This window comes from Vibrio sp. C8, from assembly GCF_054051265.1.
Genome location: NZ_JBPAOE010000002.1, coordinates 125,946 through 150,396, shown reverse-complemented (window position 1 = coordinate 150,396; position 24,451 = coordinate 125,946). Strand labels below are relative to the sequence as shown.

The following is a 24,451-nucleotide window of genomic DNA, read 5'->3' as shown; positions in this document are numbered from 1 at the left end:
TATTACCTTGTCTTTCAAGCTAGTAGTGAAATTAATTGCTTCCTTCGACAAGCACAAAGGTGCCGGTGGCTGCCTTTTCTCGTAACTTCTTGGCAGATTGATAACTATCGCTGTGATAAAAACGCTTAGCTTCGGCAAAAGAGGAAAATTCAAAAATCATATGTTCTTGATGATCTTCTCCTTCTAGGTTTTTATATTGTCCAGACCAAGCCACAATTTTGGGGCTGAATGCTTTCACGGCTTCTTCTGCTGCTTTACCGTATTCTGCATATAAATCGGCATCAGTCACGGTGAGATGTACAATAAGGTAACCTTTAGACATTTTCGTTCTCCTACATATTTTGAATATTTATAACCATAAAATGGCAAGTGTTGTTGTTCTTTTAGCTCTATTTGGATGGAGGTAGGCGGTACTCATTTTGCTGGGTAATCATCCAACCGGGGTAATATGGAGGTAGAGCACTCACATTATCAAGACGCTCTAGTTCATCGCGACTTAAGGTAACCTTACAAGCTCCCAGATTGTCCTCTAGTTGCTCCATACGTTTCACTCCAATAATGACGCTCGTTACAGCAGTACGACTCAATAACCAAGCTAAGGCAATACGGCTAACCGAAACGCCTCTAGTCTTTGCGATGGCTCGCATTTCTTCAACACATTCCCAAGCTCGCTCTAATTCCACCGGAGGGAAATCAAAATTGTTACGTCTCGAACCTTCTTCCGTTGGTGCTCCGGGGCGGAATTTTCCGGATAATAAACCGCCAGCTAGTGGCGACCAAACCAACAAACCTAATTCCTCCTCAGTGACTAGTGGCAACAACTCCCTTTCAATATCGCGCCCAGCAATAGAGTAGTAAGCCTGAAGTGTTTGAATTCGGCTGGTATTAAGTGCTTGACTTAGCCCCATAGCTTTACCGATGCGTCCCGCATTCCAGTTGGAAACGCCTGCATAGCGAACCAAACCTTGACGCGTTAGATCGTCTAATGCTCGAAGAGTTTCCTCAATTGGAGTGATAGGGTCACTGGCGTGAATTTGGTATAAATCAATATGATCCAGTTGTAGCCGCTCCAAGCTTCGTTGAACTGAATCCATGATATGTGCCCGTGAAGCACCTTTTTGATTGGGTTTTGGTCCCATCAGTCCACCAGTTTTGGTCGCAAGAATAATTTCATCGCGAGGTACGGAGAGTTGCTTGAGTGCTTGTCCAACAATACGCTCTGACTGGCCGTTAGAATATATGTCAGCAGTGTCAATAAAATTCACTCCAGCTTCTAAAGCGCGCTCTATCAACTGATTGGCTTGATTTTGCTTTATGCTGCCGATATTTGACCATTTACCAGCATCACTATTGCCACCCAGGGTCATGGTACCGAGACAAAGCTCAGAAACATAAAGACCAGTTTGGCCTAGTAGATTGTACTTCATGAATTTGTCCTCACATTAAGGTTTACTGAATTTCGGCGTAATACATTTATTCAGAATCTGATAGCCTCATTCGTTCAGCAACTAAGGCCACGCGTGCAGCATAAAGTCGTGCTGTTTCCAGATCCCCGGCAAACATTTCTTCTGTTGAAGCATCCGCCGGTGTTTGCCCCATAGGGGCGATGTAAGAGCCCATCCAATTTAGGTCATTCCGTTCAGAGCTTTTAAGGTTGGCAGGTTTTATATCCATCGTTACCCAGACACCTCCGTGCTGTGCAGCAAGGAGTACGAAATAATTAAGGGTGTTGAGTTTGTCCCCATTGATACTTGCGCTGTTAGTAAATCCTCCAAAGATTTTGTTCTGCCAATGGCCTTGAAACCAAGCTTTGGAAGAGGAATCTGCAAACTTTTTGAACTGCCAACTGGGGCCACCCATGTAGGTCGGGGAACCAAAGATAATGGCGTCCGCATTAACTAGATCTTCCCAGTCCTTATCATTAATCTCTCCTTCTTGGTTAATGCTAATGAGTTTTGCGCTCGAACCTTCAGCGACTGCCTCAGCCATTCGTTTGGTGTGTCCATAACCAGAGTGATAAATGACGACGATATTGGTGGGAGTGTGGTGCTGTTTCATGATTATTGCCCTCTATGATATTTGTGTTTGGATGACATCTGAAACTAGCGTATTGATTTATGAAGCTTGGATAAAGTAAGCTAAAATTAACGTACTGTTATTCATTTTAAGAACAATGAAAAATCTCAATACCCTAACTATCTTTTGCCGAGTGGCTGAAATGACCAGCTTTACTCGAGCCGCTGAAACTCTTGGTACCCCTAAAGGACGAGTTTCAACTGTTGTACGCGATTTAGAAAAGGAGTTGGGGGTTGCGTTATTCCATAGAACTACTCGTAGTGTTCAATTAACTGAAGATGGTCGTCTCTTTTATAGCCGTGCCTCCGATCTTTTGACAGAGGCACTAGAGTTGAAAACGATGTTTGACAGCAAAGAATCGGCTTTGTCTGGTAAGTTGAGAGTTGACATGTCGACAGAACTCGCTCGCAGTGTTGTAGTCCCAGCACTTCCCCAACTGATCTCAGCCCATCCAGAGCTCGAATTGGAACTTTCCAGTACAGACCGTAGAGTTGATTTAGTACGGGAAGGCTTTGATTGTGTTATCCGTTTTGGTTCCATTGTTGATGAAACATTAGTCGCATTACCATTAGGAAGACTACGTATGATCAATGCAGCTAGTCCCGACTATTTGCGCAAACACGGCACGCCAAAGACACTTAATGACCTTATCAGCCAAGAACATCAAATGGTCCATTACAACTCAAACTTTGGCGGTGAACTGGCCGGCTGGGAGTATCCCGATAAAGAAGATTACAAATCAATACTATTACCGGGAGCTGTACAGGTAAATAATGTACAGACTTACCATGAGTGCGGATTAGCGGGTCTTGGGATTATTCAGGCAGGGCAACCTACTCTAGCGGTTCATATAGAAAGAGGAGATTTGGTGGAAATATTACCGAACCTTCGCCCTGAGCCACTTGTCGCTTATTTGGTTGTTGCGCACCGTCGCAACCTATCAAAAAGAGTCCGTCTTTTTAAAGCATGGCTTGAAGAAGTACTCGGCCCCTATTTTGTTTAGTGGGTGTCCTTCACTTACTCCCTCAGTTAAGCTGGTGTTCCTTTTCTAATTTGGTCAAACGATGAAAGTGTGAGTTTATGGATGATAATAAATTCTAGTGCTAACAAACAATGGGGCAAAAATAAGTCAGCATAGTTCTTGCTGATTCAGGGTGGATTAACGATTTAGTGGTATGCTTCTAAACGTTTAAAAGTATATTGAAACCGTGAACACTTGTTATACGTAAATTATGACCGTTTTCAGATTTCTTTTATTACTTTTGCTGGATTGCCACCAATTACAACGTTATCACCAAAACTCTTGGTTACCACTGCGCCAGAGGCTACTACTACATTGTCACCAAGGGTTACACCTGGATTGATAACCGCATTACCACCTATCCAACAGTTGTCACCGATAGTTATTGGACGTGCTAGTTCTAAACCACTGTTTCTCTCTACTGGATCCAGTGGATGTGTCGCGGTATAAATTCCGACTTGAGGCGCAAGTAGACAGTTCTTACCAAATTTTACTTCTGCAACATCCAAAATCACGCAACCGAAATTGGCATAAAAATTATCTCCTACATGAATGTTCGAGCCGTAATCACAGTTGAAAGTAGATTCAATATAGATATTGTCGCCAGTGGTACCAAACAAGCTCTTAATTATTTCAACACGTTTACATCGAAACTCAACAGAGGTTGTATTCAATTCCTCTGTGAGTAATCTAGCTTTCAATCTAAGCTTTAATAACTCATCATCACTTGGGTCATAAAGCTCACCAGATAACATTTTTTCTTTCTCTGACATAAATTTGGACTCCACTACCAAATGACTCACGACGCTCTCAAGACGGCTTCTAACCGCTTTTGATTTACCCATGATGCGACTGTTTTACTGGCACTTCAACTGGTAATCAAAGAGTTAATGGAAGAAAGAAAGATTAGTTTCCAAAGGCTATTAACTTGAACGAACAGCAATATCCTTCAATATGGTCAGGAGTGACGGATACGGCTGGCCATACACTTGTTTAGCTCATTTGTTCGTAGTCCATATTAGTTGTGCGATTTAAACTCAATCACACCATTGGCATCTGGCTTTAACTCACGTAAATCGATCCCAGAGGTGTCGTTCTTCTGTACCGCATCAACCTCAGACTTTATCCATTGCATAAATATCTTATTTTTCTCACGATTGGCATGATTACGAAGTGAGCACAGATAGTAGCTGTATCTGGATTTCACTGCCTTATTGCCAATTCGAACCAACTGTCCATCCTGAATATATCGTTGAGCAAAACTGTGTTTTACCAATGCCACTCCCTGAGCCGCTAGAGCTGCATCCATCACGAATTGAGATCCCTCATATTGGAGAGAGGCATTAACAACGGGTAAGTTCATGGTTTCTAACCAGCTAGGCCAGTCCTTATCTGGTGAAATCTCTTCAATTAAATCGGCCTTAATGAGATCACTAAGGTCATACAGTTGTTTTTCTTTCTGATAATTTTTATGACATACCGGATAAATAACCTCATCCATCAACCAAACTGACTCACAATCAGCATAATTTCCAGTTCCATGACGAATACTGATATCCACTAAGTCATTCTGAAAATTCACTAACCTATTGGTTGGGTCAATCATTAAAGATAATTGAGGATACTGCGCACGGAACTGCTTAATTTTGGGAATTAACCAGTACTGAGCAAAGGTCGGCTGAACAGAAATGGAAAGCTGATTTGGGGTAGGATCCTGATTAATTTTTCGGATGCCCTCATACATATGAGAAAAGCCTTGTTTGACTGATTCAAACAAAATATGCCCTTCCGAAGTCAACTCCACATTACGGTGCTGACGAACAAAAAGCTCACATTCTAACCATTCTTCAAGCAATCGGATTTGTTGACTTATCGCTGCAGCCGTAACAAATAGCTGCTCTGATGCCACCTTAAAGCTTCCATTCTCGGCTGCCACATAAAAATAATATAACCAGCGTAATGGCGGTAACTTCTCTTTCACTTAAGATTTCCTTATCTCAATTGCAATTTCTATCGTTTGTAAACTATCGGTTACTGCACGAATATCTAGCATAACAAATGACACAGTTATAGGCATTAGAATGGACAACTTAACAAAACATAGCGAATACTGCATTGGTATTCAAGATCAACCACCACTATCCTTAGGTAAGGATATCTTACTTACCATTAAGCGCTGGCACCAAAACTCAGTAACAAGAAGACACCTAAAAGATTTACCCGATTATCTTTTAGATGACCTAGGAATAAACAAGCAGCTTGCAAAAAAAGAAACAGATAAAGCATTCTGGGAATAGTCAATCTCAACCTTCGTCCTAACTTAACTAGATTAATGTTAGGACGATGAACGTTCCAATATGTAATTTGGTACAGCGTGAGAGTCAGCCCGACAGGTGCGCTCTTTCAACAGCTTAGCCCCGCTTCCCCTGCTTATTTCAGTATTGCTACGAGATAGGAAAACTTAAATTTCGCGAACAGAAATAGAAACTTGATTCATATCAAGAAACCAACCACACAAATAGGAGTACGTTAGACCTTGTTCAATTTTTGAGGGATTAAAAATGACGACATTTAAAGTGATTTTAAGAAACCTGCTCGGGCTTTTACTCATTATGTCCGTAGTGTTGTGTGCGCTCTATATCTTGCTTGATGCCCTAGCGATATTCGCTTATTTCAATCATGAAGTTGTGATTGCGAATCAATTCATTGATGAATCTTTTTACCTCTTGATATTCTTTGTGCCTCCGTACTTTATTGGCAAATACATTAATCGCCCCGATATCGTCAAGGCCGTTGAAGACTATCTGTTATCGAAAAGTAAGAGTGAGCATTACTAGTACATCCCTAACTTATAGAAACCATTTCTTTTCGAGCTACTCTACCGACCCGCGAACGCCTCTTTTTTCAACAAGAGTCTTATAGCAAGTCGGTAGAATGCCTAGCGTTTGTCACCAACGTTAATTAACAAATTTGTTAACATCGACCAATAATCCGCTCATAAAGCAAAAAGCTTTGCCTATACTTTAGCTATGTTGGTACATCGAATATGGATATCTTGATGGCAGAACAAAACATAGGGCAAATCCTTCAAGCTTTTAACAGCATTGAATCCAAGATCCGAGAGCAAAGCGGAATGCTCAAAGAACTCACCGCTCAGGTCAAAGCACTCGAAGGGCAAAACAAGCAATTAGTACAGCTTGTACATCAGTTGAAATCCCCTTCAGCACCGCCTGCTGAGCAGTTCGATTCTGGCAAAGCAGAGTTCCAAAACTCTGTAACGAAAAGCTTGAAATCGATTGAAGAGCAATCGAAAAAGACCATGGATATGATTAAAGCGAATGGTGGAGCAAAGAAACGGGCTTGGCCTTAATCTGCAAACCCAGTGACATCATAGTTAAACACTTTGCTTAGGCTGTGAGTTCGTTTTAGACGTTACTTTCATTGTTACTACCATTAGTACCCAATGCTTTTATTTGATTGATATAGAAGCCGTTCCTGCCGTTGTCTTTGGCTTTATACAAGGCTTGGTCGGCATTTTGTAATAAGGTGTCGATGTTTTGCCCTTTCACGTACATAGAACCACCAATACTCACGCTGATTGAGAAACGGTCAGAGAACTCATGGTGAGAGATTTGTAGACATAGACGCTCTGCCAATTGAGCAAGCTCACTCTCATCCACATTGACCAGCAGTACCAGAAACTCGTCGCCACCCCAGCGAGCCGCCATATCATAAGACCGAATGGTTTCCAGAATCACTTCCGCTATCGCTTTCAATGATTCATCACCCGCAGCGTGACCATAGGTATCATTGATATCTTTAAACCAATCGATATCAATCCACAGCAAACCTAGTGGTAGCTCTTCGCGTTCAGCGCGATTCAGGCTAGCTTCAATCTGCTCAGCCATACCGCGTCGATTATACAGTTCGGTTAACGGGTCTATTTGTGTGAGCCTTTCTAGCTCAGCGGTTCTCTCTTGTACTTTAAGTTCAAGATCTCGCTTTGATTGCAAAACGGTATCAGCCATCTGAATAAAATGGTTAATCACTCGCCCCAACTCACCTCTTCTGCGGTTGGTAATTTCAGACTTCGGATTCAGCCCTTTCTCAAACAATGCCAACGCTTTATTCAGTTCGCTGATTGGGTTTAGTACCAAACGATTTAGCACCAAGTTCATAAGCATCAGGGCAATCAGTAGAGTGGCAATAAACACAACCACGATCTTGGTGAAATGAGAGACAGGAAGGAAGATGCTCAGATCTATCAAGGTTATTTTGTACCAGTCGATTTCAGGCAAATAAACTAAGCCCACCAATTGACGAGTACCTTGCATATCAACAAAAGTGGTAACGACTTGCGTGTCGCCAGACTCTAACTGGTGCATCAACTGGTAGATCACGTCTAGGTCATTTTTGTTGTCAAAAATAAGATCAATGGCTTTGTGATCCGTTTCCGATTTCATCACCGAGCCAAAATCAATCATCGCTTTATCGCGATGAAGCTGAATAGCTCCCGCATGATCAATAAAGAAGCTGTGTATTCCCGGCTCCACCTCTTCCACCACGCTGTTTAAGAAGGTAGTTAAGTCCAACCCTGTTCCTACCATGCCTAGGATGTCTTCACCATCTTTAATCAGTACATCAATCCATAACTTAGTAATGCCGAGCTCTACGTCAGGGTTTACGTTGATATGAATATCGCGTTTTTGTTCGATCAAGTTGTAAAACCAACTGTCTTCTTGCTTGCTCGGGTCCAATATGTAGCGAAATTCTTTACCGCGAAACTCGTCTAATGCGTTGTTGTGGTAATAGTGTCCATTACTCAGCAAAGCAACAAAATAGCTTTTGTCCTGAAAATTCTGACGATAATTTTCCAACTCGTCGAGCGCAATAGCTTGCAGAGATTCATTTTGAGGAGATAACGCCCACTGTTTTATAGTATTAGAAGTTGCAAGTTGGCGAGAAAGCGCCAGCTCTCGCAAAATCGGCTGCAGCGTACGGCTCTTATCGTAAAGGGTTTGTTTGGTAATATAACGTGGAGCCCACTGCTCAATGATTCCCTCAGCAAGCGTTCGAACTAACCAAGTTACTGCCCCAGCCGTGACGATAAACACCAAAGCAGTAACTAGCATAAACTGAGGCTTTAACTTCATTCCCTTCTCCAGTGAAGTCTTAATCTTTGCAACGTTACACCTATAACTTTAGATAACTCTAATAAAACAATATCAGATATAAGAGAAGAAAATCACCCGTTAATTACCTAGTACACCTAATATCCGAATCGCACTGAACAAAAGTGGAATCTACGACATAGTTATATGTCTCAACTAACCTATTTTCTCGGTAAAGATGTGTTATTCGACAGAGGTTGAATATTTGCTATGAGATAAAAACACATTTCAAATAAACATCCACTTAATTTCTGTCTATCTTTAAAGGACTAGGGGAAACGGAAATGATGCATGCGCTTACATAAAAGCCTTCCAAAACTCATTTTTATCCTAATATCTTTTGGGGCGATCATTGTCGTAACCGATTTTTTAACAAGAGAACTGCTATTCTCCGGTCAAACAGAGACCATCGCTTTAACCAACGCCAATCAAAAAACCAAAGAAAGAGAGAATTTACTCGCCAACTTCTTTAACAACTCTGAAAACACCATTCACGCGATTAGATCGAGTCAGTCTTTCAATCAGTTTCTACTCACCCCCAAGACGACCAAGAAGGATTTTGAACAATTGGCACTCTCCTTCGCATTAAGTCAGCAGGATATTATGAAAATCCGCTATATCGATAAAAGCGGAATGGAAGTGGTGAGAATCGACAGAGATCAGCTTGGCGACGAGGCCAAAATTGTTGAAGCCAGTAAGCTACAAAATAAGTCTCATCGTTATTTTTTTTACGACTCTATTGAGAAAAAGCCCGACCAAATCTGGTTTTCAAACCTTGATTTGAATGAAGACAATGGTCGGGTTGAAATACCTTACAAACCCACACTGCGCGCAGTAATGCCCCTTTCGGATAAAGACACCTTCTCTGGTATTTTAATTGTTAATTATTTCCTTAAGCCACTATTCGACACCTTCGCGAATGCGCCTTTATATAATTCAATATTGGTGGATAGCGACGGTGAAATACTGCTTCACTACGACAAAACTAGAGAATGGAGCCGATACACAGGCAGCGATAATATTGATAAAGATATTCCAGATTTTAACCAGTTGGTGAACAACGACACTTATAGAAATTCAAATATTTACTCTAGAAAGCTCAATCTGCCAATTCCTCAGAAGTTAATTTTGATTCTCTCTCTTAATAGCACTTACTCACACTTGCAGGCTTCCATGTCTCACAAGAACTTTTTATACAGTTCGGGAATCACCCTATTTATTACCGTTGTTTTTGGCTTCATCTTTGCCAGTGTATTAAGCAAGTTTTTCACCGATTACGCCAATCGCGGCAACTATATTGAGAAGTTGATGGACTTGAACTTACGAATCAATAACCTCAACCAAACAAATAAACTCTATATGGAAATGGCGAGTGATGGCATACACATTCTCGACAAAAGCGGCAACATCGTAGCTTTTAGCCATTCCTTTGCAGAATTGCTTGGCTACAGCGAAGAAGAGATGTCAAAACTGAACATGCGCGACTGGGAAGCCAAACTGAAACCTGAAGAAATTGCCGAAACGATGGCAAGCTTTGGCACTGAAGCCAGAAAGTTCGAAACCCAACATCGTAGAAAAGATGGAACCATTATTGATGTGGAAATTAATGCCAAGTGGATAAGAACTGCTGACGGTCGCTGCTTCTATGCTTCGTCGCGTGATATCACTGATCGTTTACGTCTGGAAAGGGAGCTTCACAAACTCGCTACAACTGATGCCCTAACCCAGCTACCAACACGCAGAGTATTTATGGAACGACTCGAGACAGATATGGAAAGATATCATCGCAAACAATGTGACGCCGTCACGGTTATCTATATTGATTTGGACAACTTCAAGACGGTCAATGACACATACGGTCACGGTGCTGGCGATAAAGTACTGGTCTCCGTTGCCAATATTCTCAGTGATGAAATTCGTAAAGTAGACTCCGTAGGGCGTTTAGGCGGTGAAGAGTTTGGCCTGATACTAACCGGAACCACCGCCGAGATGTCGGTACACTTCACTAATCGGATACGCAAACGGATAGAAGAATGTCCAGTGGTATTAGATCACAGCGTCATTCACTGTACCGCCAGTATGGGCATTACTACCATTAATGCCCTAGATACAGACATTGATAAGATACTAGAGCGCGCCGATAAAGCGCTTTATAACGCGAAACATCACGGGCGCAACCGGGTAGAGGTCTTTAAAGAACTTGCTTAAAGTTCTTCTCCCAAGATCCTAAGTGTTTTTCTGTAATATCCCAAAACTCACTGATTGGTGGACGTTTTATTTTTAGAGTTCAAACTTCAAAATAGAATTGAATGAATGAACCAGTAAGCACAGTAAAATAATAAATATTAATTCACATTTATTATATTTATAGTCAATTAGGCATTACCCGACTAAAACGCCCTAAACTCAGCACTTGCAAGAAAAATCAAACCGTAAAATTTTACTTATATTTCATGAATTTAAAAAAAATATCGCATTATAATTGTTTCCAATTTGTTTTATTTGTTAGTTATTAATTATGCTTTTAATAATTTTATGCGGTAAAATCATTCAACAAACAAAACGGTCGACAATATTATTTATTAATATTTTCCATATATATTGAATACATTTTCATCTTTGAAACATCTTTGTGATTATTTATTCGTTGGCAACCCAAATATTCATTTTTATTTTTGGCAATTGTTGACCTGAATTTCGAATGTAAGCGGTCGAGTCTACGGACAAATGGAGTGCTTACTTTTAGCAGGATGCGCTGACACAAGTATGCCTAAAACGTCTTCACAGCACAGAATTGGAATTTTGATCCCGAGTGAATGCTCTTTGCTTACGTTGGGAGCAATCACTGAGCCTTTTGCGCAGGTGAACAAAATTCTGGGTGAAGAGAAATTTCATCTTCTCTATGTGGGAGAAAAGGCAGGAGCTAGCATCGAAATCAGTGATTTTCCACAATCGATGGCAAGCCAATCTATCACCTTCGTGACGCAAGCAGGCCTTGCAGACATTTCCCAATTCGATGCGCTTATCATTGCCAGCGAACAGCTACCAAAAGCCCCCTTATCTAAAACAGCTCAACTTGCGCTGCAGCACTACTATGAGCAAGAAAACACACTCATTATCAGTGTTCAGGCAGGCTGTTTTTGGTTACTGGAAAATGGCATTGGGCTCGATGAATCATGGGCGATTCACTGGCGCTGGGAAGATAAAATAAAAACAAATTATCCAGACCTCATTGTTCAGTACGAACACTTTCGTCAGTCCGCCAAGTTGGCTAGCTGCGCGAGTTATTCCGACTGCCTAAATTTGTTAATGGCGTATCTCGCCAAACATGAAAGCCAAGTGGCCGCGCGTTCCGTCGCTGATGAGTTGTACCTAGACAGAGACAAACAGTCGTCACAACAACGAAATGCCCCATCAGATGATGAGCTGGCTAATGGTGGACTGGAAAACATCGAGCTGCCTCCAAGGCTCGAAAAAGCCATCTCACTGATGGAGAGCAATTTGGAAGAACCATTGTCAGCAGACGTGATCGCCGATTTAGTGCATGTATCAAGACGCCAACTAGAACGGCTTTTCAAACGTTATCTTGACACCATGCCGGCTCGTTACTACCTGCAATTGAGATTAAAGAAAGCGCGTGATCTGTTACAGACTACCAATTTGTCAGTGGTACAAATCGGCCTGACCTGTGGGTTCTCTAGTGGTCCGCATTTTTCGTCTGCTTATAAATCGTATTTTGAAATAACCCCCAGAGAAGAGAGGTCAAAACGTTTATATGCAACCAAGAACTAATGTAAAAAAGCGACCTCACATTTGTTAATAAAAGGTGAAAATCTATAAAAACTGGTCGTTTTTACGAACGTAATGTCATAACTCGTCGCGTATTCTGAACATGATGGAACTGTTCACAGAGGCAAACACAATGGCGTTTTCCTTTATCAGAGCCGAAGAGTACTGAGTAAGCATCGGATACTGGCCTTGCTCAATTGAGTAAGTAATAGAAGCGTTGTTAGATACAAAATAAGGTTAATCCCATGATTGTATTACGTCCTGTCAAATTGGCTGATTTAAGCAACATAGAGAAGCTTGCGATAGATAGCGGCCCAATGGTGTGCACACTGCCAGCGAAGCGTGAACACCTATTACAAAAAATTGAGCAGTCCATTTACTCATTCGAACAAGACGTTTTTTGTCCGGGTGAAGAATCTTACTTCTTTGTATTGGAAGAGACCGACACCGGGCATTTGTTGGGCACAGGAGCCATCAACGCTTTAGCGGGATATCGTCAAGCGTTCTATTCGTTTCGCAACGACATCATTATTCACTCCTCGCGAGAGTTAAATGTTCACAGCCGCATTCACGCATTGACGCTGAATCATGACTTAAGTGACCACTCTCAACTGTGTTCTTTTTATATTGAACCTTCGCAGTACCACTCGCTTTCTCCGGCGTTAATCACGCTAGGACGTTTGATGTTCATGAATGCGTTTTCTAACCGATTCGCTAATGAATGGATGGCGGTGCTGCCGGGTATTGCAGACACCCAAGGTCGCGCTCCTTTTTGGGAACACGTTGGTCGCAAATTTTTTGGCATGGACTACAACCAAGTCGAATATTACAACGGCACACGCGACAAAGCGTTTGTTGCAGAATTAATGCCTCATTATCCACTTTACGTGCCTCTTATTGACGAAGAAGCACAAGCGGTTATGGGGCAAGTTCATCAAGATGCTGAACTTCAATATCAGCTCTTAAATGGCCAAGGTTTTGAGCCAGACAAGTATGTGGAGATTTTCGATGCTGGCCCTATTTTGACGGCTCCGCACAATGCATTGCCTATTTGTCTGAATATGAAAACCGGGTCTCTGGTCGGTGAACCTCTTCACGCTGACACAAAGCAATACTTGGTTGGTTACCAAGGAGCCAAAGGCTTCTGTGCGTTTATCGCTGATGGGAACCAAACAGAGGATCGACTGATCATTACTAAAGAATTGATGGAAGAAGTGGGCCTGACTCAACACCAGAAGGTGTGGTTCTTAGCCCTGTAGTCTCTTCTCTCTTTTCAGGAAAAATAACAAGGAATTTAAACTATGATGGTAATTCGCCCAGTCACTAGGAATGACAAGCAAGCTTTATTAAAACTGGCGACCAAAACCGGTGTAGGTTTTACGTCGCTACCAAACAATGAAGCGAGATTGGCAGCACGTATTGAGCGTATGATTGAGACATGGGAAGGGAAAGCACCTATTCACGATCAAGGCTATCTATTTGTATTGGAAGATACGGAAAGTAAACAAGTGGTTGGTATCAGTGGCGTGGAAGTCGCAATTGGTCTAACAGAACCTTGGTATGATTTCCGTGTTGGCACTTTGGTACATGCGTCAAAGGAGCTTAATGTGTATACCCAAATGCCAACGCTTTTCCTCAGCAATGACCACACAGGTTACAGTGAACTTTGTACACTGTTCTTAGACCCTGATTACCGCAAAGATAAGAACGGTCATTTGCTATCGAAAAGTCGCATGCTATTTATGTCTACTTTTGAAGACAAATTTGCAGACAAGCTGATCGCAGAGATGCGCGGCGTGTCTGACGAGAACGGTAACTCACCATTCTGGGAAAGTTTGGGGCGTCACTTCTTCTCTATTGACTTCAGCGAAGCAGATTACCTGACGGGTATCGGTCAAAAAGCGTTTATCGCTGAGTTAATGCCTAAGCACCCGATGTATGTTGATTTCTTAACTGACGAAGCAAAAGCCGTAATTGCAGAAGTGCACGAAAGCACACTACCAGCACGTAAGATCCTTGAAAGTGAAGGAATGCGTTATGAAGGCTACATCGACATCTTTGATGCAGGACCTACTCTTGAAGCGTACACCAAAGATCTTCGTATGGTTCGTGAAAGTGAAACTCGTAACGTATTGATTTCAGATTCCTATCACGAAACAGAATCAACACTACTTGTTGGCAACCTTGATTACCGTAATTATCGAGCCATCATTGGTTGTCAGCCTTGTACAGAAACAGAAATTACCCTGTCTCCGGCACAAGCAGAGATTTTAAATGTTGCAAATGGCGACTTGATTCGAGTTGCGCCACTGTTTGCAAAAGAAGAGTGTCGCGAAGAGCTCGCTCAATCCGAGTAATTGAATATTCATGGCAGAAAATGCCCTCGCGCCTTAATCGTTACACTTGTGAGAGAACTATCGGTTAAGTCGCTGGGGTAGATAAACAATAACAACATACCCTGCCCAAACTGTTTACCTCGCCTACTCTTCCCATTGAGTAGGCAGATAGGAGTCTAAAATTATGTCAGCTTATGAAGTTAACTTTGATGGTCTTGTCGGTTTAACACACAACTACGCGGGCCTTTCGTTTGGTAACGTTGCGTCTACATCGAACAAAAACGCAGTAGCAAACCCAAAACTTGCAGCGCTGCAAGGCTTAGATAAGATGAAAAACCTTGCGGATTCAGGTTTCAAGCAAGGTGTACTTCCTCCGCAGGAACGCCCATGTGTTCACACTCTGCGTACTTTAGGTTTCTCAGGTACTGACGCGGAAGTGATTGCTCAAGCCGCGAAAAAAGCACCGCAACTGCTTGCGAATGTAAGTTCAGCATCTTCAATGTGGGTAGCCAACGCGGCAACAGTTTCTCCTTCTGCGGATACTGCGGACGGTAAAGTTCACTTCACTGTGGCGAACCTCAACAACAAGTTCCACCGCTCTATTGAAGATCAAACCACCAGCAATGCACTAAAAGCGATTTTTGCTGATAATCAACACTTTGCTCACCATGCCGCGCTACCACAGCAAATGCTATTTGGTGACGAAGGTGCAGCGAACCACAACCGCTTATGTCGCAGCTATGGTGACAAAGGCGTTGAAGTGTTCGTGTATGGTCGCCAAGCCTTTGGTGGTCAGGTTGAACCTAAAGTATTCCCTGCTCGCCAAACGCGTGAAGCAAGCGAAGCAGTGGCTCGTCTGCATCAGTTAGACGAATCACAAACCGTATTCTTACAGCAAAACCCAGATGTGATTGACCAAGGCGTATTCCACAACGACGTGATTGCAGTAAGTAACGGTCCAGTTCTGTTCCATCACCAAGAAGCGTTCCTCAATCAAACGCCTGTGTTTGATGAAATTCGCCGCAAGCTAGGCCAATTTGACTGTGAATTTACCCCAATCGAAGTACCTACTAACAAAGTATCAGTGCAAGACGCAGTAGGCACATACCTATTCAATAGTCAGCTTCTAACCAAAGCTGACGGCAGTATGGTGATTGTAGTTCCAGAAGAATCACGTAAGAACGAGCGCGTTTGGACATACCTGACAGAGCTAACCCAAAGCGGTGGTCCAATCAACGAAGTGAAAGTATTCGACCTTCGCGAAAGTATGTGTAATGGTGGTGGCCCAGCTTGTCTGCGTTTGCGTGTTGTTCTTAACGAACAAGAGCTTAAAGCCGCGAACCCGCATGCACTAATGAATGATGCGCTTTATGGTTCACTGACTCAGTGGGTGAATAAACACTACCGTGATCGTCTAACTGAAGCAGATTTGGCAGACCCACAGCTACTGGTTGAAAACCGCACTGCACTGGATGAGCTGACTCAAATCATGAATCTTGGTTCAATCTACCCATTCCAACGCTAACCAAGGATTTATTGGAAATGGATTTTTTAAAACAGACACTTTTAGGGGAAGGCTTTTCCCCTGCATCAGGTGAAACCGCCACTTTGCGTTGGAATTGTCCGGCGCAAGGTATTATCGCTTTCGAACCTCTAGCGTTCTCAAATAGCCTACAATCAAAAAGTGTGGTTATCTCCGCAGGCATTCACGGTAACGAAACCGCGCCTATCGAGATCGTTTCTGAGTTGGTTCAGGATTTTCTGGCAGAGAAACGTTCTTTGAATGTTCGCTTGTTAGTCATTCTTGGTAACCTTGAAGCGATGCGCACAGGTGACCGCTACCTAGAAGTGGACATGAACCGCTTATTCAGCGGTAAGCATGCCAACTATGAAGCGTGTGAAGAAACTCGTCGCGCACAAGTCATTGAACAGCAAGTGATCTCGTTCTTTGAACAACAACCTAATACTCAGCGCGTTCACTTTGACCTGCATACCGCAAGAAAGCCGTCTTTCCATGTGAGATTTGGTCTGCTTCCTTATGTAGAGTATGGTAAGTATCAGCCTGAAATGATCGAATGGCTACGTAATGTCGGCTTAGAAGCACTGGTGATCAACCATGCTCCAGCAGCAACGTTCAGCTATTTCAGCAGCCAGACTTGCAGCGCCCAAAGCTGCACTTTAGAGCTGGGTAAAGCACTACCATTTGGCGAAAACGATCTTTCTCAGTTTGTTGGTATCAAAGAAGGCTTAATCGCCCTCACCACAGGCACTTATTGCCCTGACAACAGCGCACCAGAAATGCCTGTTTATAAAGTCAGCCAAGAGCTAACCAAGCTTACTGAAGCGTTTGAACTCAACTTTGCAGAAAGCGTGCAGAACTTCACCGTATTCGAAAAAGGCAGTTTGCTTGCTACCGACGGCGATAAAGAGTACCGCGTTGAACAAGATCAAGAGTGGCTGATTTTCCCGAACAGCGGCGTTCGTCCGGGTCTAAGAGCGGGTTTAATGCTCACTCAAACCGCATTAAATGATTGGATAGCTTAACTCTCAAATCTCACTTCCTCTAAGCGCAACTTTCCACTTTGAATTCAAGATTGAATATGAAATGGCAGGTTGCGCTTCATTGTTTTTGCCTCAACATTTGATTTTTACAGACACACGTTTGATGAATCTGTATGCGACGCAAGAAAATGAGCTACCTTCAGCTCAGCGACCATTACTTGGCATTCAGTTTGCGCCACCCGTTGTATGCGCAATGGCTTGGCTTACCATCGAACCAGCAAGCCATGACCACTGGATATTAATGCTGTGGGGCTATGGACTTTATCAGCTTCTTCTCGGGATTCGTCTAGGCAAATGGCTCGGCGCCGAATCGTCCGCTCCATCTTATTGGGCTTACACATTTGGCATTGCTTCAGCAACAGTGAGTGGGTTAAAGCTAGCGCTGGCAGGAGTCAGCACAGCAGAGTTAATTGCGATACCTGTGTTTATCGGTGCGAATCTGTTTATTGGTTATCTGAGCATCCGAACGTTACGCATTTTTGCCACAAGATAGATTGTTGACTAACGTCCCACTATTTTCGCACGCTTATCTAAAGTTCGACCAATTGGGTTAATGCCCTCTCAAACCACCGCATAGCCTAATTGGAGTCTCATAACTTAACCCAATCACTAATCACCTATGCACTTGTATAAATTTTAAACTGTAAAAATATCATAAAGGAAATAATTAAAAGCCCGGCTTACTTGTTAATTACTGCCTTATGCGTCTTCATTAAACAAACACGGTTAAATATCAACCAAAGTAATCTTCGGCCATCACCTTACATAATACAAATATAACGTATAAGATATTGTTATTACTTAATAGAGTGTTACATTAGATATAGATTATTTATGAGTAACGTTACCCACTAAATTATATGTTAGTCTTTATTTATAAATAACCATCCCAAATGGATGATGTTTTACTAGTTCTTATAATCACGCTTCAGAGAATAACTTCGATGTACAAGTACCAACGTTTGTTGATTTTATCCGCAAATCTTCCTGTCTTACTGGCAATAAACATAGTGATTGCTTTTACTTTAGTAATGACTGATATGTATGGAACCGTTATAGGAAAAGAGAAATTATGTTGGTTAATCTTATTAATTTCAGTTACCGCTTTTAGATATTTTGTTCATGCTTATTTTTCAAATGACAATAAACATAAGCTCGATTTGCACTTTGTTGGTATCGTGATTGCTGGCCTTACCTGGGCTTTTTACCCATATCTATTTCACCAGAGTATGTCGACTAAAGAGACTATGCTGTCATTAATTATTTTTTGTGGCATGTCTGGCGGTAGCGTTACACTATTGTCCTGTGATCTTCGCTCTGCGATCGCTTATGTTTCACTGACCATTTTCCCATACAGTGTTGTGCTGATTATGTCTGGAGACCCAAGCCTAGAAAGCCTTGGACTTATGGGACTACTCTATGGTGTAGCTCTATGTATAACAGCCGTAAAGAGTTCTCGGATTATATTCTCTCTTATAGACAGTCAGGCAAAAGTAGAAGCAATCGCATCAGATTTAGAAATTGATTCTCACAATAAAGATCAAAAAATATCCATGCTCGAGCAGCGTGACATGTTGACGGGGTTGCTTAACCGAAAGAGTTTCATATCTGCAATAACTCTAATAAAAGCCAAAAACAATCAGCACCGTTCGCTCAATGGATTTGTACATATAGATATAGAAAAACTTCATAATATTAATCAGAACTATGGTCACCAATACGGTGACCACATTATCACCAAGGTCGGTGAGGTTCTAATAAACATCGATAAATTTTATGACACTTGCTCAGCTCGATACGGCAATGATGAATTTACCATCCACATAAAAGTAAGCACTGAAGAAGAGATCTTAAAGTTTATTGCCACAATAAAAAAGCAATTATCCGTTTACTTTCAACTAGATAATATACGAGTTAAACCTGACTATTATATTGGATACTACATTGGAGATGACAGCATTTCGGTCAATCAAGCCATGAGAAATGCTTATCTAGCCGTTACTCAGGGAAAGAAAAGCAACACAAGAGTTTGTTGTTACGACACAAAAATTCAAGAAGATCAGCAACGAAATCAATACTTGCGTTATCACTTAAAAGCAGCCATTGGTGCTGAAAATTTTTTCATGAACTTCCAGCCAATAGTACGTTGTAGTAATCAAGAAATTCATTCGTTTGAAGCTCTCGTTCGTTGGGAACTAGAAAACAAAAACATCTCGCCAGCCGAGTTTATATCAGTGGCAGAAGAACATGGACTGATTGTTGAACTAGGACAGTTAGTCTTGAAAATGTCTATTGAGGCATTAGCGGATATGAATAAAACACATCCGTCTATTTCTATCTCGATTAATGTCTCTGTAATTCAGTTGGAAGATGATGATTTCATCCATTATTTGCAGTTCATTATGAACAAATACTCGGTTAATCCAGCGAATGTTCATTTGGAAATAACTGAAACTGCCATGATTTCAAATATAACCAAGCTCACTAACCGTATTATTCAGGCCAAAGAAGCTGGAGTAATGATTTCTGTCGATGACTTTGGTACGGGCTTTTCATCCATTGCTGTACTTAGAAATCTACAGATTGATTATATTAAAATTGATAAGTCTTATATTGATAATATTTGCTCTTGTGACAAAGACAAAAGTATTGTTTCTGCTGTCACTAAAATGGCTCACACAATTGGAACAAGTGTTATTGCAGAGGGTATAGAGACCAACCAGCAATTAGCATTAATTGGACAAAGCGGTATAGATTTTTATCAGGGATATTTATTTAGCAAACCAGTTTCATTTAAAGAAGCTATCCATTTATTGGAAGACCATAAAAAGCCGCAAGAAAGGGCCAAGAATCTTGGATGAAGATCAGGATCCTATTAATGAAAGACGCGTTCTTAAGCTGTGGGAAGAGAATGAGCTATTTGCCAATGCAAACCTCAATGCCTATTGAGATAGTAATTTGCCAGAAAACGCGCATAATCTCGCTATACAACTCTCAAAGAAGAAATTACTTATGACTGATTTTCAATATTACTTTCATCCACTTCCTTGTTTTAACTGTAAAAAAACCACAGTGAGTACTGATCTTGGTTGGTTAACAGCTGCGATGAAAGAGGATGTTTTAGCGCAAGTGACTGCAATCATCGAGCAAGGTGACGTTGAACCAGACCTATCTGTAAACGTGACTTGTACTAAAGAAGAAGCTCGTGATTACTTATTGCTGAACTTTTATGGCTACTCTGAAGAAGAGCTTGAAAATCAAGTTGAAGCGGAAGACGAGCAAGAAGTAGCGGATGAAATAGCAGAACTATCAGAAGAAAATACCGTTGTCTTTGAACACGAAATCGCACTACAAAGTTGTACTGATTGCGACGTTGAATAGTCAAAATTAGTGTAATCTTAAACCAATAATAAAGGCGTTAGCAGGTGTGAATTTGCTAACGCCTTTTTGCTCTCTGCGGATTTTAACTAAACACGACTTCTGGCCAGTAACAGGTTCACTTTTCCTTTTGCTGTTTTACTAACGGTTTGCATAAACTCGAAGCTTGGCTTTACGATTCCAGCTTGCTCTAGGTCTTCAACCATTCTAAGCCAGAGGTTAGCTGTCATCTGTGCATCGGCTAAGGCTCGGTGGAATACACCGTTGTTTTCGATGTTTTTATAACGAACAAGCTCGCCAAGTTTGTGTGACGGCGCATCTGGAATCAGTCGTCTTGCCACCAGTAAAGAGCAAGCAAACTCCCCCGAATAACCGCAATTGATTCTCTCAAGTTCTGCGTCTAGAAAACGTTTATCAAATGAAGCGTTATGCGCTATCAGGTTTTCATTAGCGATAAACTCACTAAATGCTGCCATTACTTCGTCGCAGCTTGGAGCTGTGCGCAACATGTTGTTAGTGATGCCAGTGTAACTTTCAATAAATGAGCTGACTCTGAAGCCGGGATTCATGAGTTGCTGAAAACTATCAACTATCTCACCATCCACTAATTTAACCGCACCTATTTCAATGGCGCGGTCACCAAGATTAGGCGAAAGGCCAGTGGTTTCAAAGTCGAGTACGACCACAGAATTGGCTTGGGGCATGAGGTTTTCCGGCTAAAAAATTTGTACAAGAGTATCTTCGAAAGCTATAGAAAAAGAAAGGCGACGAGTTGAATGCAACAAAAAAGGTTACCGATTCAATAACCGATAACCTTTCGAGTTGACTTTATTCGATGTGAATAAGCGTTGTTATTTGGCTAAAAGCTCGTTTCTCACAATCTCAGCACCGGCGCTGAGTGCACTGAGTTTTTCACGTGCTACGTCACGCGGTAGCGGAGCCATACCGCAGTTTGTACATGGGTAAAGCTTATCGGCATCAACATATTTCAGTGCTTCACGAATTGTCGCTGCTACTGATTCAGGTGTTTCAATGCTGTTGGTTGCTACATCGATAGCGCCGACCATCACTTTTTTACCTCGCACCAGTTCAAGCAGCTCCATTGGTACATGTGAGTTATGGCACTCTAGAGAAATGATGTCGATATTCGATTTCTGCAGTTTAGGGAACACCTCTTCGTATTGACGCCATTCACTGCCCAGAGTCTTTTTCCAATCGGTATTGGCTTTGATCCCATAGCCATAACAAATGTGCACGGCGGTTTCACATTTCAGACCTTCGATTGCGCGTTCCAGCGCCTCGATACCCCAGTCGTTAACTTCATCAAAGAAGACGTTGAATGCTGGCTCATCAAACTGAATGATGTCTACACCTGCCGCTTCAAGCTCTTTTGCTTCTTCATTAAGAATTTTAGCGAACTCAAGCGCTAACTCTTTACGAGATTTATAATGCGCGTCGTACAGCGTATCAACCATGGTCATAGGTCCTGGAAGTGCCCATTTAATTGGTTTGTCTGTCTGTGAACGCAGGAATTTTGCATCTTCAACAAACACAGCTTTTTGTCGTGAAACAGGACCGACAACGCTTGGTACGCTAGCTTCGTAACGGTCGCGAATTTTCACTGTCTGGCGGTTTTCGAAATCAACGCCATTTAAGTGTTCAATAAAAGTAGTCACAAAGTGCTGACGAGTCTGCTCACCGTCGCTCACGATGTCAGTACCAGCGAGCAATTGCTCTTGCAGTGCGACACGCAGTGCGTCGTGTTTACCGTCAATCAGCTCTTGTCCTTCTAGTTTCCAAGGAGACCAAAGTACCTCTGGTTGAGCTAGCCAAATGGGTTTCGGCAGGCTGCCTGCCGTCGATGTCGGGAATAATTTTGTCATAATGTTGGCTGTTCTTCTGTCTCGTTAAGGATTAAGCGTACTGAGCAGACCATTGCTCAAGAACCGATTGATAAGGTCTGATAAAGACTTCTTCTGCAAACTTACCCTGTTCAATGGCGAGTCGAGTGCGTTCTTCTCGGTCATACACAATGTCTGTTAATGCGTGCTCATTGCTCTTCAAATTCGGTTGATAACGCTCCCCTGCTACTGTGTTGGCAAAGTAGATTTCAGGGCGGTAAATCTTCTGGAATGTTTCCATTGTGCTGATGGTGCTGATCAGTTCCAAATTGGTGTAGTCGTTCAGCAGATCGCCAAAGAAGAAGAATGCAAATGGCGCCACGCTGTTCTTCGGCATGAAATAACGCACTTGTAAGCCCATCTTCTGAAAGTACTGTTCCGTTAATGACGACTCATTCGGCTCGTATTCAACACCAAGAACTGGGTGTTGGTTGTTGGTGCGGTTATACACCTTGCTGTCTGAAACGCTCAAACAAATCACTGGAGGTTTGGCGAAGTTTTGTTGGTAAGCCTCTGATTTGATGAAAGACTTAAATATGTTGCCATGCAACTCACCAAAATTTTCTGGTACTGAGAATTGCGATTTGCCTTTGTTGTGATCCAGTAAACGTACGCTAAAGTCATAATCACGCACATAAGACGAGAAGTTGTTACCGACAATGCCTTCAATACGTTGGTTCGTCTTGCGATCAACAACATAAGTTTTTAACACTTCAATAGATGGAATAGCTTCATCTGCATTTTCCATTTTGATATCCGCAGAGATGATTTCCAGCTCTACCGAGTAACGATCGCCCGTTGGGTTATCCCAACACGCCAGTTCGTTAAAACGGCGGTCAATCATGTTTAATGCGTTGCGTAAATTCTGCTGACGGTTTTCACCACGCGCTAAGTTCGCAAAGTTAGTAGTGATACGAGTTTTGTCTGATGGACGATAATTCTCATCAAGACAGGTCTTTTTAATTGTGAACGTAAATTTCTGAGTCATGAGCGTTATCTTCAATGTGCTTTAGATGAAATCAAAACCATCTCTCGTTAAATCCATGACTTAGTTATAACTGGCGTGCTACAAGTTTAATAACGCTATTACTTAATGTTGATTGTGAGAAAAATTCATGTTCGGAATGGATGAGGGATAGAGTGGAAGATGAGGATGGTTAGTCACTCGCGAAGCGTTTAGAAGAAATAACGCCTGCGAAATAGCATTTACTTGGCTATTGTTTTGAGTTTCCGTTATTCAGAATAAAAAATACACTTACCATCATCAGCCAAGCCTTGGGTAATATGAATATGCCCGTTTTTAGAGATCACCACAGCTTCAATATTGACTTGTTGATTTAAGTACAAGATGGCGCCATTAGCGCGCTCTAGAAATCCAGCGGTACTCCAGATTTCACCGTCTACAGAACGGTTAGAAATAATCGTAACACTGGCAATATCTGTTGATATCGGCATTCCCGTCTGAGCATCAAGCAGGTGATGATAGCGTTGACCATTATCTTCGAAGAAACGTTCGTTAATACCAGAAGTGACCATAGAACGGCCTTTTAGAGGCACAACCCGAACAACTTCCCCACGCTGTGCAAACGGATTTTGAATACCCACATTCCATGATTTGTTAGTGTTATTAGGAGAATAGCCTATGGTTAAGACGTTCCCCCCTAAGTTAATAAAGCCATGTTCTACACCTGCATTTACCAGCTTCTTTTTCACTTCATCAGCAAAGTAACCTTTGGCTATTGCTCCTAAATCAATCTCCATATTGGGTTGCGTCAGGTAAACGGAGTGATCTTCTTCATTCAGAATAATGTTGTTCGGGTCAGTTAAACAAAGCTTGGCTAATAATTCGTCTTTTTGGGGCACTTTGGCATTTTTAAAGCCGATACTCCATGTTTTAACTAGAGGGCCAATGGCGATATTAAATGGATTTTTTGGGTCCACACTGATCGTTTTCGCTATTTTTATAAGATGAAACAGATCCGGTTGTACGACGACTGGAGCAATACCAGCGTTGTGGTTGACACGCATTAACTCGGAATCGTTCTGATTGACTGTGAATCGCTGATTATACTGATACAGCTGTAGGTAGGCTTCTTTGATGAGTTGCTCACCGTCAGGGTGATGAATCACTAGATCAATAAAGGTTCCCATCATCTGAAATCTGGTTTGGTATTTTTTCATATATTGTTTATTGATTTAGCGTTAAAAAACAGAGGG

General features: G+C 42.0%; 23 protein-coding genes. 13 read left to right on the top strand and 10 right to left on the bottom strand.

Going from position 1 to position 24,451, the window contains the following annotated elements; translation table 11 throughout:
• Positions 1-31: 31 nt before the first annotated feature.
• The 3 genes from ACRQQK_RS01580 to ACRQQK_RS01570 form a co-directional block, all read right to left on the bottom strand.
• Positions 32-322, bottom strand: coding sequence for a DUF1330 domain-containing protein (locus ACRQQK_RS01580; protein ID WP_457509726.1), 291 nt, complete (start codon positions 320-322; stop codon positions 32-34).
• A gap of 67 nt (positions 323-389) precedes the next feature.
• Positions 390-1,427: an aldo/keto reductase gene (locus tag ACRQQK_RS01575; RefSeq protein WP_457509724.1), complete on the bottom strand. Its 1,038-nt coding sequence runs from the start codon at positions 1,425-1,427 to the stop codon at positions 390-392.
• A 46-nt stretch (positions 1,428-1,473) separates the two neighbouring features.
• A complete protein-coding gene (locus ACRQQK_RS01570; RefSeq protein ID WP_457509722.1) occupies positions 1,474-2,058 on the bottom strand; it encodes a flavodoxin family protein in 585 nt (194 codons plus the stop codon).
• A gap of 115 nt (positions 2,059-2,173) precedes the next feature.
• Here ACRQQK_RS01570 and ACRQQK_RS01565 point away from each other — a divergent pair, with 115 nt between their 5' ends.
• Positions 2,174-3,079, top strand: coding sequence for a LysR substrate-binding domain-containing protein (locus tag ACRQQK_RS01565; protein WP_457509720.1), 906 nt, complete (start codon positions 2,174-2,176; stop codon positions 3,077-3,079).
• Between the two features lie 239 nt (positions 3,080-3,318).
• Here the strand turns inward: ACRQQK_RS01565 and ACRQQK_RS01560 are convergent, their stop codons facing one another.
• Both ACRQQK_RS01560 and ACRQQK_RS01555 read right to left on the bottom strand, forming a co-directional pair.
• Positions 3,319-3,870 (bottom strand): sugar O-acetyltransferase, encoded by a 552-nt coding sequence (locus tag ACRQQK_RS01560; RefSeq protein WP_457509718.1) that lies wholly within the window; start codon positions 3,868-3,870, stop codon positions 3,319-3,321.
• A 245-nt stretch (positions 3,871-4,115) separates the two neighbouring features.
• Entirely contained in the window at positions 4,116-5,078 is a 963-nt protein-coding gene (locus ACRQQK_RS01555) for a LysR substrate-binding domain-containing protein (RefSeq protein ID WP_457509716.1), read from the bottom strand.
• 100 nt (positions 5,079-5,178) lie between these two features.
• Here ACRQQK_RS01555 and ACRQQK_RS01550 point away from each other — a divergent pair, with 100 nt between their 5' ends.
• The 3 genes from ACRQQK_RS01550 (at position 5,179) to ACRQQK_RS01540 (ending at position 6,467) form a co-directional block, all read left to right on the top strand.
• Positions 5,179-5,394 (top strand): DUF1127 domain-containing protein, encoded by a 216-nt coding sequence (locus ACRQQK_RS01550; protein ID WP_457509714.1) that lies wholly within the window; start codon positions 5,179-5,181, stop codon positions 5,392-5,394.
• 264 nt (positions 5,395-5,658) lie between these two features.
• A complete protein-coding gene (locus ACRQQK_RS01545) occupies positions 5,659-5,934 on the top strand; it encodes a D-fructose-6-phosphate amidotransferase (protein ID WP_457509713.1) in 276 nt (91 codons plus the stop codon).
• A gap of 221 nt (positions 5,935-6,155) precedes the next feature.
• Positions 6,156-6,467, top strand: a complete 312-nt coding sequence (locus ACRQQK_RS01540; protein ID WP_102953612.1) for a hypothetical protein — start codon at positions 6,156-6,158, stop codon at positions 6,465-6,467.
• 55 nt (positions 6,468-6,522) lie between these two features.
• On the opposite strand, the gene ACRQQK_RS01535 is transcribed toward ACRQQK_RS01540, so the two are convergent.
• Positions 6,523-8,250, bottom strand: coding sequence for a GGDEF domain-containing protein (locus ACRQQK_RS01535; RefSeq protein WP_457509711.1), 1,728 nt, complete (start codon positions 8,248-8,250; stop codon positions 6,523-6,525).
• Positions 8,251-8,559: 309 nt separating this feature from the next.
• Between ACRQQK_RS01535 and ACRQQK_RS01530 the strand changes: the two genes are divergently transcribed.
• The 9 genes from ACRQQK_RS01530 to ACRQQK_RS01490 all read left to right on the top strand — a co-directional run bounded on the left by ACRQQK_RS01530 (position 8,560) and on the right by ACRQQK_RS01490 (position 20,336).
• Positions 8,560-10,476 (top strand): sensor domain-containing diguanylate cyclase, encoded by a 1,917-nt coding sequence (locus ACRQQK_RS01530; RefSeq protein WP_457509709.1) that lies wholly within the window; start codon positions 8,560-8,562, stop codon positions 10,474-10,476.
• 558 nt (positions 10,477-11,034) lie between these two features.
• A complete protein-coding gene (locus tag ACRQQK_RS01525; protein WP_457509707.1) occupies positions 11,035-12,060 on the top strand; it encodes a GlxA family transcriptional regulator in 1,026 nt (341 codons plus the stop codon).
• Positions 12,061-12,302: 242 nt separating this feature from the next.
• A complete protein-coding gene (locus ACRQQK_RS01520; protein WP_457509705.1) occupies positions 12,303-13,316 on the top strand; it encodes an arginine N-succinyltransferase in 1,014 nt (337 codons plus the stop codon).
• Positions 13,317-13,358: 42 nt separating this feature from the next.
• A complete protein-coding gene (gene astA / locus ACRQQK_RS01515) occupies positions 13,359-14,414 on the top strand; it encodes an arginine N-succinyltransferase (protein WP_457509703.1) in 1,056 nt (351 codons plus the stop codon).
• A 163-nt stretch (positions 14,415-14,577) separates the two neighbouring features.
• Entirely contained in the window at positions 14,578-15,918 is a 1,341-nt protein-coding gene (gene astB, locus ACRQQK_RS01510) for an N-succinylarginine dihydrolase (protein WP_457509701.1), read from the top strand.
• 17 nt (positions 15,919-15,935) lie between these two features.
• Positions 15,936-16,937: a succinylglutamate desuccinylase gene (gene astE / locus ACRQQK_RS01505; protein ID WP_457509699.1), complete on the top strand. Its 1,002-nt coding sequence runs from the start codon at positions 15,936-15,938 to the stop codon at positions 16,935-16,937.
• Positions 16,938-16,998: 61 nt separating this feature from the next.
• A complete protein-coding gene (locus tag ACRQQK_RS01500) occupies positions 16,999-17,448 on the top strand; it encodes an SLAC1 family transporter (protein WP_457509697.1) in 450 nt (149 codons plus the stop codon).
• Between the two features lie 451 nt (positions 17,449-17,899).
• Positions 17,900-19,816, top strand: coding sequence for a putative bifunctional diguanylate cyclase/phosphodiesterase (locus ACRQQK_RS01495; RefSeq protein WP_457509695.1), 1,917 nt, complete (start codon positions 17,900-17,902; stop codon positions 19,814-19,816).
• Between the two features lie 151 nt (positions 19,817-19,967).
• Complete coding sequence (locus ACRQQK_RS01490; protein WP_457509694.1) at positions 19,968-20,336, top strand: hypothetical protein; 369 nt, start codon at positions 19,968-19,970, stop codon at positions 20,334-20,336.
• 86 nt (positions 20,337-20,422) lie between these two features.
• Here the strand turns inward: ACRQQK_RS01490 and ACRQQK_RS01485 are convergent, their stop codons facing one another.
• The 4 genes from ACRQQK_RS01485 to ACRQQK_RS01470 all read right to left on the bottom strand — a co-directional run bounded on the left by ACRQQK_RS01485 (position 20,423) and on the right by ACRQQK_RS01470 (position 24,415).
• On the bottom strand, positions 20,423-21,037 hold the full coding sequence (locus ACRQQK_RS01485) for a 3'-5' exonuclease (protein ID WP_457509692.1): 615 nt from the start codon (positions 21,035-21,037) through the stop codon (positions 20,423-20,425).
• A gap of 147 nt (positions 21,038-21,184) precedes the next feature.
• Positions 21,185-22,216 carry a methionine synthase gene (locus ACRQQK_RS01480; protein ID WP_457509690.1) on the bottom strand — a complete coding sequence of 344 codons (1,032 nt, stop codon included), beginning with the start codon at positions 22,214-22,216 and terminating at the stop codon, positions 21,185-21,187.
• A 31-nt stretch (positions 22,217-22,247) separates the two neighbouring features.
• Positions 22,248-23,222, bottom strand: coding sequence for a DUF1852 domain-containing protein (locus ACRQQK_RS01475; RefSeq protein ID WP_457509689.1), 975 nt, complete (start codon positions 23,220-23,222; stop codon positions 22,248-22,250).
• Between the two features lie 245 nt (positions 23,223-23,467).
• On the bottom strand, positions 23,468-24,415 hold the full coding sequence (locus tag ACRQQK_RS01470; RefSeq protein WP_457509687.1) for an FAD:protein FMN transferase: 948 nt from the start codon (positions 24,413-24,415) through the stop codon (positions 23,468-23,470).
• Between the last annotated feature and the right edge of the window lie 36 nt (positions 24,416-24,451).